The sequence below is a fragment of the Pseudonocardia sp. ICBG1142 genome, from assembly GCF_020496255.1.
GTDB lineage: Bacteria > Actinomycetota > Actinomycetes > Mycobacteriales > Pseudonocardiaceae > Pseudonocardia.
The window spans coordinates 20,366-34,357 of sequence record NZ_JAHLJC010000005.1 but is presented as its reverse complement, the minus strand read 5'-3'; the positions used below and the strand labels follow the sequence as shown (position 1 = coordinate 34,357).

Annotated in this window: 12 protein-coding genes and 1 tRNA gene; 9 read left to right on the top strand and 4 right to left on the bottom strand. The window is 68.5% G+C overall.

The features are described 5' to 3' along the window. Window positions 1-54: 54 nt before the first annotated feature. Complete coding sequence (lysA, locus tag KPL59_RS05565) at window positions 55-1,503, bottom strand: diaminopimelate decarboxylase (RefSeq protein WP_043280474.1); 1,449 nt, start codon at window positions 1,501-1,503, stop codon at window positions 55-57. Window position 1,504: 1 nt separating this feature from the next. Continuing rightward, window positions 1,505-3,154 carry an arginine--tRNA ligase gene (argS, locus tag KPL59_RS05560; RefSeq protein WP_226360146.1) on the bottom strand — a complete coding sequence of 550 codons (1,650 nt, stop codon included), beginning with the start codon at window positions 3,152-3,154 and terminating at the stop codon, window positions 1,505-1,507. A gap of 74 nt (window positions 3,155-3,228) precedes the next feature. On the opposite strand from argS, the gene KPL59_RS05555 reads away from it, so the two are divergent. The 7 genes from KPL59_RS05555 (at window position 3,229) to hisD (ending at window position 10,355) form a co-directional block, all read left to right on the top strand. Next, the gene (locus tag KPL59_RS05555; protein WP_226360145.1) at window positions 3,229-5,331 is read left to right on the top strand and encodes a hypothetical protein; all 2,103 of its coding nucleotides are present in this window, start codon (window positions 3,229-3,231) and stop codon (window positions 5,329-5,331) included. Between the two features lie 55 nt (window positions 5,332-5,386). Next, a complete protein-coding gene (locus KPL59_RS05550; RefSeq protein ID WP_226360144.1) occupies window positions 5,387-6,202 on the top strand; it encodes a DUF3105 domain-containing protein in 816 nt (271 codons plus the stop codon). Then, a complete protein-coding gene (locus KPL59_RS05545) occupies window positions 6,199-6,873 on the top strand; it encodes a DUF305 domain-containing protein (protein ID WP_020626015.1) in 675 nt (224 codons plus the stop codon). The genes KPL59_RS05550 and KPL59_RS05545 overlap by 4 nt, the downstream gene beginning before the upstream one ends. A gap of 62 nt (window positions 6,874-6,935) precedes the next feature. Continuing rightward, a tRNA-Arg gene (locus KPL59_RS05540) sits at window positions 6,936-7,007 on the top strand. Window positions 7,008-7,112: 105 nt separating this feature from the next. Then, window positions 7,113-8,030 (top strand): hypothetical protein, encoded by a 918-nt coding sequence (locus tag KPL59_RS05535; protein ID WP_226360143.1) that lies wholly within the window; start codon window positions 7,113-7,115, stop codon window positions 8,028-8,030. A gap of 104 nt (window positions 8,031-8,134) precedes the next feature. Then, window positions 8,135-8,908 carry an IclR family transcriptional regulator gene (locus tag KPL59_RS37425; RefSeq protein WP_226360142.1) on the top strand — a complete coding sequence of 258 codons (774 nt, stop codon included), beginning with the start codon at window positions 8,135-8,137 and terminating at the stop codon, window positions 8,906-8,908. Window positions 8,909-9,029: 121 nt separating this feature from the next. Further along, on the top strand, window positions 9,030-10,355 hold the full coding sequence (gene hisD, locus KPL59_RS05525) for a histidinol dehydrogenase (protein ID WP_226360141.1): 1,326 nt from the start codon (window positions 9,030-9,032) through the stop codon (window positions 10,353-10,355). A 25-nt stretch (window positions 10,356-10,380) separates the two neighbouring features. Here hisD and KPL59_RS05520 read toward each other — a convergent pair whose 3' ends face one another. After that, window positions 10,381-11,472, bottom strand: coding sequence for a thiamine pyrophosphate-binding protein (locus KPL59_RS05520; RefSeq protein WP_226360140.1), 1,092 nt, complete (start codon window positions 11,470-11,472; stop codon window positions 10,381-10,383). 81 nt (window positions 11,473-11,553) lie between these two features. Then, a complete protein-coding gene (locus tag KPL59_RS37420; RefSeq protein ID WP_226360139.1) occupies window positions 11,554-12,138 on the bottom strand; it encodes a thiamine pyrophosphate-binding protein in 585 nt (194 codons plus the stop codon). A 144-nt stretch (window positions 12,139-12,282) separates the two neighbouring features. On the opposite strand from KPL59_RS37420, the gene KPL59_RS05510 reads away from it, so the two are divergent. Then, window positions 12,283-13,047, top strand: coding sequence for a transposase (locus KPL59_RS05510; RefSeq protein WP_226359944.1), 765 nt, complete (start codon window positions 12,283-12,285; stop codon window positions 13,045-13,047). Window positions 13,048-13,700: 653 nt separating this feature from the next. Further along, the gene (locus tag KPL59_RS05505; RefSeq protein ID WP_226360138.1) at window positions 13,701-13,991 is read left to right on the top strand and encodes a type VII secretion target; all 291 of its coding nucleotides are present in this window, start codon (window positions 13,701-13,703) and stop codon (window positions 13,989-13,991) included. The last annotated feature ends 1 nt before the right edge of the window (window position 13,992 follow it).

Below are 13,992 nucleotides of genomic sequence, written 5' to 3'. Positions count from 1 at the left end.
TCCTGGTCGGACGGGTGCAGACGGGTCCGGGTGGTGGTTCTCACCCGGCTGCGCTCACACCTCGAAACGGAACTGGTCCTCCAGTGTCTCGCGTCGCAACAGGGTCCGGTCGACCCCGTCACGCACCGCGACGACAGCGGGGCGCGGCAGCCGGTTGTAGCCCGACGCCATCGCGTAGCAGTAGGCCCCCGTCGCCGCGACGGCCAGCAGGTCGCCCGGCGCGAGGTCGGCCGGCAGCCAGCAGTCGCGCACCACGATGTCACCCGACTCGCAGTGCTTGCCGACCACCCGGGACAGCACGGGGGTCTCCCCGCCGGGCACCGAGTCGCGCCCGCTGGCGCGGGACACCAGCCGCACGTCGTACTCGGCGTCGTAGAGGGAGGTGCGGATGTTGTCGCTCATCCCGCCGTCGACGCTGACGTAGCGCCGCGAGTACCCGCCGAGCGGGACGTCCTTGACGGTGCCGACCTCGTAGACGGTGACGGTGCCCGGTCCGGCGATGGCCCGGCCCGGCTCGACCGCGATCGCCGGCACGTCCAGCCCGGAGGCGGCGCACTCGCGCTTGACGATCGCGCGCAGCTCCTCGGCCAGCGCCGGCATCGACAGCGGGGTGTCCCCCGGCCGGTAGGCGATGCCGATGCCGCCGCCCAGGTCCAGCGTCCGCAGCGCGGTCAGGTTCTCGCCGCCGTGCTCGGCGTGCAGGTCGGCGAGCACCTTCACCACGCGGCGGGCGGCGGCCTCGAAGCCCTCGGTCTCGAAGATCTGCGAGCCGATGTGGCTGTGCAGCCCGACCAGGCTCAGGTGGCTCGCGGCGAGGACGCGACGGGCGGCCTCCAGCGCGGGCGAGTCCTTCTGGTCCTGGCTCGCGATGGAGAACCCGAACTTCTGGTCCTCGTGCGCGGTGGCGATGTACTCGTGGGTGTGCGCCTCGACGCCGACGGTGAGCCGGATCAGCACCGGCGCGACGGTGTCCCGCGCGGCGGCGACATCGGCGAGCCGGGCGATCTCGTCGAAGGAGTCGACGACGATACCGCCGACCCCCGCCTCGACCGCGGCGTCGAGCTCGGCGAGGGACTTGTTGTTGCCGTGCAGCGCGATCCGCTCGGGCGGGAACTCCGCACGCAGTGCGACGGCCAGCTCACCGCCGGAGCACACGTCCAGCGACAGGCCCTCCTGCGCGACCCAGCGGGCGATCTCGGTGCACAGGAACGCCTTGGCCGCGTAGTGCACGGCCTGCGCCCCGAACGCGGCGGCGAACTCGGCGCAGCGGCCGCGGAAGTCGTCCTCGTCGAGCACGAACAGCGGGGTGCCGTGGGTCGCGGCGAGATCGCGCACGTCGACGCCGGCCAGGCGCAACGCGCCGTCCTCGCCGCGGGCGGCGTGCCGCGGCCAGACCGCCGGGGCCAGCTCGTCGAGCGCCGCGGCGCTCTCCGGGCGGGGCCCGGCCGACTCGGGCGCGGGGGTGAGGCCCGCGTGCATCGGGCCTGCGGGGTGTGCCCTCATGTCACATCCGTTCCGGGGCGTCGACACCGAGCAGCGCGAGGCCGTTGGCGAGCACCGTGCGGGCCGCGACGCAGAGCGCGAGCCGGGCCCGGTGCAGGTCGGAGACCTCCTCGTCGCCCTGGGGCAGGACGCGGCAGGAGTCGTAGAACTTGTGGTAGGCGCCGGCGAGGGACTCCAGGTAGCGGGCCACCCGGTGCGGCTCGCGCAGCTCGGCGGCGGTGCGCACGACGTCGCCGAACTCGCCCAGGGTGCGGATCAGGTCGCCCTCGCGGGCGTGGGAGAGCAGGCCGTAGTCCTCGCCGGGGGTGATGCCGAGGTCGGCGGCGTTGCGGGCCAGCGAGGACAGCCGGGCGTGCGCGTACTGGACGTAGAACACCGGGTTCTCGCTGGTCCGGCTGGCTAGCAGGTCCAGGTCGATGTCCAGGCCCGAGTCCACCGACGAGCGCACCAGCGAGTACCGCGCGGCGTCGACGCCGACGGCCTCCACCAGGTCGTCCATCGTCACGACGGTGCCGGCACGCTTGCTCATCCTGACCGGGACGCCGTCCTTCACCAGGTTGACCAGCTGTCCGATCAGGACCTCGACGACCGCCGGGTCGTCCCCGAACGCGGCCGCGGCGGCCTTGAGCCGGGCGACGTAGCCGTGGTGGTCCGCGCCGAGCATGTAGATGCACAGGTCGAACCCGCGGGCCCGCTTGTCGCGCAGATAGGCGATGTCGCCGGCGATGTAGGCGGGGCGGCCGTCGGACTTGATGACGACGCGGTCCTTGTCGTCGCCGTGGTCGGTCGAGCGCAGCCACCAGGCGCCGTCGGACTCGTAGAGCGAGCCCTTCTCCTTCAGCGCGGCGACGGCGGTCTCCACCGCGCCCGAGTCGTGCAGCGACTGCTCGTGGAACCACACGTCGAACTCGACGCGGAACTCCCCCAGCTTCTGCTTGATCTCGGTGAACATGAAGCCGACGCCGACCCGGCGGAACACCTCGTCCCGCTCGGCCTCGGGCAGCTCCAGCGCGCCGGGCTCGGCCCCGACGACCCGCTGGGCGATCTCGGCGATGTAGGCCCCGCCGTAGCCGTTCTCCGGGGCCGGCTCGCCCTTCGCGGCCGCGACCAGGGAGGCGACGAACCGGTCGATCTGGGCGCCGGCGTCGTTGAAGTAGTACTCGCGGGTGACCTTCGCGCCGCGCGCGGTCAGGACCCGGCCCAGCGCGTCGCCGACCGCGGCCCACCGGGTCCCGCCCAGGTGCAGCGGTCCGGTCGGGTTGGCGGAGACGAACTCCAGGTTCACGTTGCGCCCGGCCAGCTCGTCGCCGGTGCCGTAGCCCGCGCCCGCGGCGAGGACCTCCCCGACGATCGCGCCCTGCGCGTCGGCGGCCAGGCGCAGGTTGATGAACCCGGGCCCGGCGTTCTCGGCGCTCGCGACGCCGTCGCGGGTGGCCAGCTCCTCGGCCAGCCAGGTCGCGAGCTCGCGCGGGTTGACACCCGCCTTCTTGGCGGTGCGCAGCGCGATGTTGGTGGCGTAGTCGCCGTGGTCGGGGTTGCGGGGACGCTCGACACCGGCATCGGCCGGCAGCGCGGAGACGTCCAGGTCGCGTCGGAGCAGCACGTCCCGCGCGACGTCACGGACCAGGTCGGCGAGCACGTCGGGATTCACCAGCGGGATTCTACGGAGGGACCCCCGACACCCTCATGCAGGTATCCGCACCCCGACCGGCGACGATGCGGGGCGTGACGTCCCCTTCCACCGACCGGAGTACCCACGCCCCCGTCGTCTCCGGGGCGTTCGCCCTGCTGCTCGGGGCGGTCCTCGTCGCGGTGTCGGTCGGCTACAACCGGGGCAGCCTCGTGCCGCCGCTGGACGACGTCTACATCCACCTGCAGTACGCCCGGCAGTTCGGCGACGGCGAGCCGTTGCGCTACCAGCCCGGCGCCGAGATCACGACGGGCGCGTCGAGCCTGCTCTGGATGGTGCTGCTCGGCGCCGCGCACGCGGTCGGGTTCGACGGCCGGTGGCTGCTCGCCGTCGCCGTGGTGGGCGGGGTCGTCGGGGTCGCCTGTGCGGCGGGGTTCACCTCGGCCGCCGCGACCCGGCTCGGCGGCCGCGCGGCCGGGTGGTGGGCGGGGCTGCTCACCGCGCTGTGCGGGCCGCTGCTGTGGGGCGGGGCCAGCGGCATGGAGGTGGGGCTGCTCGCGGCGCTGACCACCGGGACGCTGCTGTCCTACCTGCGCGAACGTCCCCGGTTCCGCGCGACGCCGGTGGTCGCGGCGCTGCTGGCCCTCACCCGGCCCGAGGGCTTCCTGCTCGCCGCCGCGTTCACCGCCGCGATGGCGTGGACGCTGCTGCGCCCGGTCCCGGGTCCGGCCGCGCGGGCGGGGCGTCCGTGGGGACGGCTCGCGCTCGTCGCCGTGCCGGTGGTGGTGTTCGCCGGGCAGCTGCTGCTGTACCGGGTGCTCACCGGGACGTCGCAGGCCAACGGCGTGCTCGCCAAGTCGTGGCTGCACACCGGGTTCCTGCGCCAGCCGCTGGAGATCGCCGACCACGTGCAGCGCAACGTCGCCGCGATCCTCGCGTCGCTGTCCGGGCTGTCCGGGCAGGACGTGCTGGCGCCGCTCGCGCTGGTGCTCGCCGTACTCGGGGTCGCCGTGCTGGCCGCACGCCGGGAGCGCGTCCTCGCGGTGGTGCTCGGCGGCGGGCTGGCGTCGGTGGTGCTCGCCGTCGCCACCCTGACCACGGCGATGTGGCAGGACCTGCGCTACCTGCAGCCGTTCCTGCCGCTGCTGCTCCTGCTCGTGGTGCTCGGTGCCGGGCTCGTCGGGAACCGGCCGGCGCGCACCGGGCTGCTCGCGGTGGTGCTGCTGTTCACCCTCGCCGCGACGCCGGCCTGGGCGCTCCGGCTGGGCCAGCAGGCGTCGGCCATGCGGGAGGGCCTGGTGAGCGTCGCGCAGTGGATCGCCGGGAACGTGCCGCCGGGCGACGCCGTCGCCGTCAACGACGTCGGCGCCGCGGCCTGGTTCGGCGGGCACCGCACCGTCGACCTGGTCGGGCTGACCACGAACGGGATGGCCGCACCGTCGCTGAACGGGCCGGGGACGCTGTACGAGGCCCTGCGGGCACTGCCCGGGCCCGAGCGGCCGCAGTGGTTCGCGGTGTTCGACCGGTGGGGCGGGGTCCCGGTCGCCGACCTCGGCCGCGCCGGGCTGCTCGGCGCCGAGCCGGTCATCACCTTCGGGCTCGCCGGGCCGGCCCGGCCGATCTCGGCGTCCGCGCCGCAGACCTGCCAGCTCGACCGCAGCTGCGACCGGGTCAGCATCTGGCGGGCGGACTGGTCCGCCGCGGACTCCGCGCAGGCACCGGACCTGCCGGTGCCCGGCCGGATCGTCGACCACCTGAACGTCGGGGACATGACCGACGAGGCCGCGCACGGCTGGACGACCGACCCGCCGGTGCTCGGCGTGCAGCCGGACTCGGTGCTGGACCGCGCCGTCGTCGCACCCGGACGGCTCGTCGCCGACAGCGGCCGACACGTCGTCGGTGGGGAGACCTTCACCCTCGGCGGGACCGTCCCCGGCCGGCCGGTCACCCTGACCGGGCGGATCGGCGCCGGGCCCGCGCTGCCGGGCGAGCGGACCCGGGTGGTCGCCGTCGACGTGGACGGCCGCCCCGCCGGGGAGTGGACGCTGCCGGACGCGCAGCCGTGGGCGCAGGCGTCGTTCACGGTGCCCGGCGAGTTCGTGACCGGTGACCGCGTCACGGTGACCACCCGCCCGGTCGTCCCGCTGCTCGCGCCCTACCCCGACTACCGCTCCTACGGGTGGTGGGCGAGCCGGTGACGGGGCCTTCCTAGACTCGGGCGAAACCGCCCGCCGACCACGAACAGGACTCCCCATGGCCAGCGGCAAGTCCGGCAAGAAGCGACCGTCGATGCCCAGCGCGGTCGGCCAGCGCCAGTTCCCCTGGGGCATGGTCGCGGCGATCACCGTGCTGGTGCTGCTGGCGGGGGCGTTCATCGTCTACCCGCTGGTGCAGCGCAACCAGAACCGGGCATGGGAGCCCTCGGAGGACAATCGGAACCCCGCGCTCGCGATCCCCGGCATCGTCAGCCAGGAGTACCCGGGCCTGCAGCACGTGCTCGGCTTCCAGCGGGTCGCCTACACCCACAGCCCGCCCTTCGGCGGCGCGCACGACGGGTTCTGGGCCGCCTGCAACGGCGTCGTCTACCCGAACCCGGTCCGCTCGGAGAACCTCGTGCACTCCCTCGAGCACGGCGCCGTGTGGGTCGCCTACAACCCCGACACCCTCGACGAGGCCGGGAAGGCCGCGCTCGCCCAGCGGGTCGAGGGCCAGCCGTACACGGTCATGTCGCCCTACCCGGGCCTCGACGCCCCGATCTCGCTGCAGTCCTGGGGCAACCAGCTGAAGGTCCAGAACGCCGACGACGAGCGCATCGACCAGTTCATCCGCGCGCTGCGGCTCAACCGGTTCACCCACCCCGAGGTCGGCGCCTCCTGCGACGCGCTCGGCGCGCAGAGCTTCGACCAGGACAACCCGCCGGCCTTCCAGCCGATCCCGCCGCAGTCCGCCGTCGACGGGCAGACCGTCCTGCCCGAGAACCAGGGTGCGACCCCGGGCGGTGCCCCCGCCCCCGACCCGGCCGTCCCCGGAGCGCCCGCCTCCGCGCCGGCGCCGGCTCCCGGGCAGTGAGCGCCCCGCAGCAGGAGCGCTCCCCCTGGAACAACCCCCCGGCCATCGCGTTCGGCCTGGTCGCGCTCGTGGCCGTGCTCGTCGCCGGGTTCGCGGTGCGCGGCGCGTTCGGCCCGTTCGTGCCCGAGCCGGGCTCGGTCGACGTCGGGTTCGCCCAGGACATGACCGTGCACCACCGCCAGGCCGTCGAGATGGCCTCCTGGGAGCGCGACCGCGCCACCGACCCGCGGGTGCGCCAGCTGGCGTTCGACATCGAGACCACCCAGAACCAGCAGGTCGGCCGGATGCAGGGCTGGCTCGGCCTGTGGGACGCCCCGAGCCTGCCCAGCGGTGGCCACATGGCCTGGATGGGCTCCTCCGCGCACGCCGGGATGGCGGGTATGTCCGGCATGTCCGGCGGCACCGCGACGATGCCGGGCATGGCGAGCACCGCGGACCTCGCGCGGCTGCGCGCCACCCCGCCCGGCACCGCGCTGGACGTCGAGTTCCTCCAGCTCATGCTCCGCCACCACCAGGGCGGGGTGTCGATGCTGGAGTACGCCCGCGACCACGCCGACACCGGCGAGGTCCGCAACCTCGCGGCCCAGATGCTCGCGTCGCAGAACTCCGAGGCCGAGCTGATGCGCGGGCTGCTCGCCGAACGGGGAGCAGCGCCGCTGCCGCTGGGCTGATCACGCCCGGGCCCCCGTGCCGGGGGCCCGGGCACTGTGCGCTACTGTTCTCCCATCGCACGGCCCCCGTAGCTCAGGGGATAGAGCACCGCCCTCCGGAGGCGGGAGCGCAGGTTCGAATCCTGCCGGGGGCACACAACAGATGGGAACGGGCCGCCGTTCCCCGACCGGCCGACCGGACTACCGTCCGGTGCGGCCGGTTTCTGCTGTTCAGGGACGATCACGGCACTGCTGGCCTGTTGGGCGATCCCGACGGTTTCGCCGGTGAGGGTGACCCGGAACCGGGCTCGGTGGTCGTGGCGGTTGTAGTAGATCTCCAGGCGCAAAGCCTCGAACAGGCGTCGGGACAGCTCATCAGGCAGCGCGTCGAGGTCGCAGGACCCGATGGGGAGCATGTCGATCAGGTCGGGGCTGGGCCGTTCCACCTCCACGCTGCGCAGGTGCTCGGCCCGTTCACGCAGTCGGGCCTGCTCGGCGCCGAGTTCCTTGCGGCGACGGCTGATATCGGCCAGCAGGTCCGCGTCGAGGTCGTCGGCGACCTCGATGGACCGCAACAGCGATGCCCGCCGCTTCTCGATGTCGGCCATCGCCGCGTGCACCGCCGCCACCTGCCCGGCGTGCTCGGCCACGCTCTCGCCGTGGCGCTGCTCGACCGTGGCCCGCAGGAGTTCGCTGCAGTAGTCGCCGAACACGTGCCGGGCCAGGAAGTCCCCGAGCGCACCGACGATCAGGTGCTCGGGCACCCACAGGCTCCCAGGATGCCCGTCGGGCACCTGCTGCCCCCGTTTCGGTGCGCACGCGTAGTACGCAGTCGCGCGACGGGTCTTGCCGAACATCCGGCGCGGACAGCCTCGACAGCAGCAGGTGAGCATCCGAAGTTGTTCTCGTTCAGGGCCAATCTCAACCCTGGTGGGTCCTGCGCGTGCGGAGCGGGCACTAGGGGATGCAGCCCCGGCAGCCGACGCAGGAAGCGCGGTGCCAGATCGGTCTCACGTCCGGGCACACCATGTTCGGTGGGCAGCACTACGCAACGCCTCCTTGGGCTGAACGACTCCGCCCTCCAGCGTCGTTCAGCCCCGGGACGTGAGTTGGCCGGCGCCATCGTGCGTCTGGGTCCCCAGACGACGACTGGTCAGCGGCAACGCCAGAACAGTTGAACAGCTGTTCATATGGGGTTATTGTCCTGTCTCGTGTGTCCAATCAGGTCTCGTGCCCCCCCCCCCCGCCTCCTGGCTATCGGTCTGAAGGAGACAGTCGTTCGATGAGTAGCGATGTCCCGGCCGCGAGCCGTACGCTGCAGATACTCAATCTGATGGCCGCAAGTGCCCATCCGATCCGAGCAAGTACGATCAGTCGGAAGCTTCGGATTCCCCGTTCCACCGCCTATCATTTGCTTTCGGTGTTGCAGCAGGAGGGCTTCGTCGCACACTTTCCTGAGTCTCAGATGTTTGGACTCGGCGACGCTGCTCTCGACCTGAGCTTCGCGTATCTGCGAGACCCTCCACTTCAACGCCTCGCCGCTCCTGTGATCCGCAAACTATCGACTGCACTGCGCCAGCCTGCGCAACTTGCCGTACTTCAGGGTCACGAGGTTGTGTACTTGATCGGCGAGCAGCCTCATGAGTGTGATGCGATCGCTCCGGATCCCGGGGTCAGGATGCCTGCTCATCTCACGGCTCCGGGGCGAGCCATTCTGGCCGAGTTGGCGCCTGGCCAGCTGCGAGCATTGTTTTCTTCTCCAGCTACTTTTGTGAGCCGTTCAGGGCGGGGGCCTCGCTCGCTTATTGAGCTGGGCGAGCTCCTTGCGGACTGTCGCAATCGCGGCTTTGCTGTCGAGCACGGTGATGTATGGAGCGGATTCACATCAATCGCTGTATGCGCTCGCAATCGTAGTATGAGGCCGACCGCGGCGATCTCGGTGATGTTCCCACGCGATACCCATCCCCCTGAGTCCTGGCAGGCGGTGGCCGACCGCGTTCGATCCGCAGCAAACGCGCTTACTGTGAGGCTCGGCGGGAGTCCGTGCGCCGTGTGAGGATCTATGCCGACCTGCCACGATCCGCGGGCGTCTGTAGCCCGCTACGGCAGCCAGCTCGCCCGGGGTGGTAGCTGCCCACGTAGTATTGCCACGGCACGTTCATGACTCGGAGGTTCTGATGACGCCTAGGTTCTGTGTGCTGGACTGGACAGACCTTGACGAATGCCAGCGGATCCAGCTTCTAACACGGGGCGGCGCTGCCGCGGATGGGGAGGACAACCCGCTACGGGCCGGTGTACGCGCTTTGGTTGCCGACGTCGCCGAGCGTGGCGACGCTGCAGTCGTCGATGCCTTGGCTGAGTACGACGGTGTCTCGTGTGGTCCTGAGGACCTGCGGGTTAGCGATGACGAGGTTGCAGCTGCCGCTGGAAAACTTCCCGACGATCTGCGCACGGCGGTGAATACCGCCGTCGACCGCATCCGAGCGTTCAACGTCGAGGCGATGAGACGCACTTCGTGGAGCGCTGACGTTGGTGGCACGCAGCTGGGCGAGCTCGTACGCCCCGTCGCTAGCGCCGGACTGTTTGTTCCCTCAGGCAAGGGATCTTTCCCCTCGGTTCTAATCCAGATCGGCACGCCGGCTGTCGTGGCGGGGGTGGCGAAGCTCGTTCTCGCGGTGCCGCCACTGCCTGGAGCGAACGGTGCGGTGGATCCCGCCACGCTGTACGCGGCATCTCGTCTTGGAATATCGGAGATTTTCCGTGTTAATGGTCCAGCTGGAATTGGCGCTCTTGCCTACGGCACCGATTCAATCCCCAAAGTAGGAAAGATTGTCGGTCCCGGCAGTCCGGCCGTTCAGATCGCGCAGGCTGAAGTGCAGCGGTCTGGGTGCGTCGTTGAGGTTGGCTTCGGACCTACCGACGCGCTGATTATTTCCGACGGTACTTCGAACGTAGTGCACCTCACTGCGGATCTAATCAACGAAGCAGAGCACGGTCCGGATTCGTCCGCTGTTCTCGTTAGTACGGATGCTGACGAGCTGGCGGCGGTGGTAAACGAGCTCCCTGTACAGCTGGCCCGCCTGCCGGAACCGCGCAAAGGTTACGCCGAGGCTTCTATTGCAGTAAACGGCGGCTTGGTGCTGGCCAAGGACCAGCAGCAGGCGATGGATATTGCGAACGACTACGCACCTGAGCACCTTCAGTTGGCTGTTAAGGCGCCTGGGGACTGGCTGCCGTTGGTTCGGCACGCCGGCACTGTTCTGATGGGCCAGTGGGCCACGATGTCGGCATCGAACTTCGTGATTGGTACACCTGCCACCCTTCCAACATCCGGCTATGCAAAGACAGTCAGCGGTGTAACCGTTCACACCTTCCTTACTCGCATCGCGACTGCCGCAGTGAACGAGGGTGCGTTCTGGGAACTTGCTCCTCACATCGAGGCGCTCTCCCGTCACGAAGGCTTTCCTGCACATGCCGCTTCGGTGACCACGCGGCGTGGCTAACCTCACACTTGTCGGAAGGTGTGCGCTACAGGAGCCCCTCGAACTCGAGTGGAGGCGAGCCCGACATCACTGCAACGTCGAGCACGTGGCAACCCCCTTTCAGGGCTGTATTCAGGGCAGTTCGCAAGTCGTCGGCCGACGTTACACGGGTGGCCTGGGCGCCCATTGAATGTGCCATCGACACGAAGTCGACGTCTGGATTCGCTGTCAGTGAGTCAGAATGTCCACGGCGCGCGAACCAGTCGGCCTGTGTTCCTAGCTCATGGTCGTTGAAGATGAGCCAGACAAGGTTGGCGCCAGCCTTCACAGCTGTGGCTACCTCCGGTGCCCCCATCATGAAACCGCCATCACCGCACAGGCAGAGTACTCTTTCGGTGACGTTCGCTTCTTTTCGCGCCGTCCAGACGCCGAGTGCTCCCGCGACAGCATGGCCCATGCTGCCGAGTCCTCCATTGATCAGGAATCTGCCATTGCCCCGCGTTCGCACGTGACGCTCAACCCAGTATGCGAACTGACCGACGTCGGCGACTACCGACGTCGCCTCGTCCAGCGTGTCGCTTACAATCTCGCAGACCTCGATGGGATGTAGTCGCTCCGGTTCTGTGTGGACTGCAACTTGGTCAGGATACTCGGCATTCAGTGCAGCGACCCTGGCCGAACCATCACGACGGTAGTCAGAGAGTTCGACAGCGAGACACTGAAAGAACTCTGCGGCATCCGCGTGCACTGTGGTGGCTGAAGAGTAGTTGCGATCTAGCTCAGCTGTGTCGAGGTCTACACGGACTAGCCGCTCCGAACCGAGATGTGCAGACCAGCCCGCGGATGTGAGCCAGCTGAACGACACACCCACTGCCACCACAAGGTCTGCCTCTCGGTGCAGTGCGATGTTTGCGGCGGTCCGACCGAAGGCACCTACTGGGCCGAGCACTAGAGGGTGGGTCTCGTCGAGCACGGTCTTAGCCATGAATGTCCCGGCCAATGGTATTCCTGCACGCTCAGCAAACTGGACTGCTGATCGGGTGCATCCCGAAATTGCGACTCCGTTGCCGAGCAGGATCAACGGGCGCTCGGCACGACGTAGCCGGTCGATTGCGGGCGCAAGCAGAGAAGGGCTCAAGATCGGGCGATTCTTCTCTGCCTCACTTGAATGCAGCTCACTGTCGTGTTCGATTGTAGGAACGTCCGCAAGGAACGAGGCTTATTCAGGGTGATCATGAAGTGCGGTGTTTCTCCAGGTCGGGACCGCAGCGAGGTAGCCCGCCAGGCGGCCCTGAATAAGCCTCAACATATCGCTTGGTATATCTAGATGAGTCGGTCCGGGCCTTCCTGACCGAGCGAGACGCACAGCCTCGCGCGTAGCTGGCAAGACCTCCTCGGGTGTCATAGGGCGGAGTGCGGCCTTCGTGGTTGCGGCGAACATTGCCAGCACGTCTGGAGTTCTTCCGACGCCGGTGCCCTCTTGAATGCCGTAGTGTCCAAACTCGTCCGTAGCGGCCTGTGCAGTGATCGCCACCATTGGCACGCTGTCCATCCACGCAGAGGCAATACCAGTCAGAAGATTTGTTGCGCCGGGGCCGGATGTCGCAACACAACAGCCAAAGCCGCTCACTCTGGCGTTCAAGTCTGCCATGAACGCAGCACCCTGCTCATGCCGTGTGACGATCAGGGTCACACCGAGTCCATTAACAAGCTCGTGGAATAGCGGGAGCACTCGCTGGCCAGGTACGCCGAATACGGTGCCAACGCCAGTCTCTGCGATGATCTGTGCGATCGCTCTAGCCATCGGAAAATCCGGCCGGTTCATCTATGAGGCTTATTCAGGCCCCGTGAAATAACGATCTAGCCCGGCGTGTCGGGTTGGGCGACAGCCCGTCCATCGCGAATATTGGTTTGCCGAATCAATCCGAGATGAACGGGCTGCCGCAGTATGTACTATACCACTGGTTTCCGGCGTGATGAAATTCAGGATCTTGTCGCTATAGTGTATGAGCAGGATCAGCGGGACGCGACGGAGGCACGTTTGTCTTGGCCGCCGGTTCTGGGGTTGTTCTGGTCGGTGGTGATCACGTTGGCGTATCTGCGCGGGAATCGTGTGCAGTGGGAGTTGGCGGAAACCTATGGGGTGTCGCAGTCGACGGTTAGTCGAGCGATCACGGGGGTGACACCGTTGCTGGCACAGGCGCTGCGGAGTGTCGTTCCGACGGCAGAGGAGCTTCGTGCCGATCGGCAGTACATCATCGATGGAACCTTGCTGCCCTGCTGGTCATGGGCCGCGGTGCCGGGTCTGTGGTCGGGCAAGCATCGCACCACCGGCGTCGTCGTCCAGGTCGCAGCCACCCTGGAAGGGCAGCTGTCGTGGATCTCCGACCCGACCCCAGGATCCCGACACGACCTATATTGCCTCGACCAATCCGGCGCCCTCGACCACCTCGCCACATACCCCCCGATCGGCGATAAAGGATACATCGGGCGCGGCATGCTCACCCCGTTCAAAAAACCACCCGGCCGGGAACTTCTCGACTGGCAAAAAACATTCAACAAGAGCCTCAACCACACACGCGCCACCATCGAACGAGTCATCGCCCATATCAAAACGTGGAAAGTTCTCCACACAGACTACCGGCGGCCCTACGCCACATTTAAAACGACAATCTCGGCAGTCATCGGACTCATCTTCTACACACTTACCTGACGGAGCCTGAATAAGCCTCCATTTGCTGCGAGCGCACGGATAAGTCATCAAGTTTGATGAAGACAGTTGTGAGGTGCTGCGCCGGTATTGCGTTCGTATAGCTATCGAATCTGGCGTCGCGCGATAAGTGAGCCTTTCCCAACCTGTTTGTGCTGGTCAGGTGGGATCGGAGCGGAGGAGCTGGGGCGCGATATCGCGTTGAACCCGTCTTCGCCGCTGGTGTGGGGGCCGTTCAGCGCTTCAGTGCGGCGTTGACCTGCTCCTGGGGAGGGATCGGCTGCTGGGTGCCGCGGCGGTGGCTTTCTGGGGCGGCGCCAGGGGCCATCGCTACGGGCTTCGGGCCCTCCCACCAGGGAAAACAGGTTGGGAAAGGCTCAGTCTCAGCCGATCCACCCGTCGCGATGCCGCACTCCTCCGCGGCCCCAGGACCTCGTGGAAGTACCGGCCGCGGCAAGTGGCGAGGTGGAAGCGGTGCTGGGCGCACTACTGGTTCCCTGGGGACAGATGGGGGGCATACACGTAGGGCCCTCCCCTGTCCGCAGTGACCGGGGTGTCATCCGACGGCGCGCACTCAGAATCCCGCCGGTCGCAATCGCGAACGGGTTGAAGCGTTCCGCCGCAGTCAGCCCCGCTCCCCCGTAGCTTGCTGGCCCGTGCCGGATGGCTTCGACGTAACGACCAGTGCGCTGGACGGGATGGCTGATGCCATCAGGTCAGCGGCTGCCGACACCTCGACCGCGGGGCTCTCCGGGATCGCTGCCGAGGCGGTCGGCCATGCCGGGCTGTCCATCGCCGTGGCGGACTTCGCCGACGCGTGGGGTCGTGCGTCCCGCCAGATGTCCGCCGATGCCGAACGCTTCTCCTACGAGCTCGTCCAGGCAGCGGAGGCTTACCGGAACGACGACCAGGCCGCAGGCAGGCTGCTGTCCGGCCCGACAGACTGAC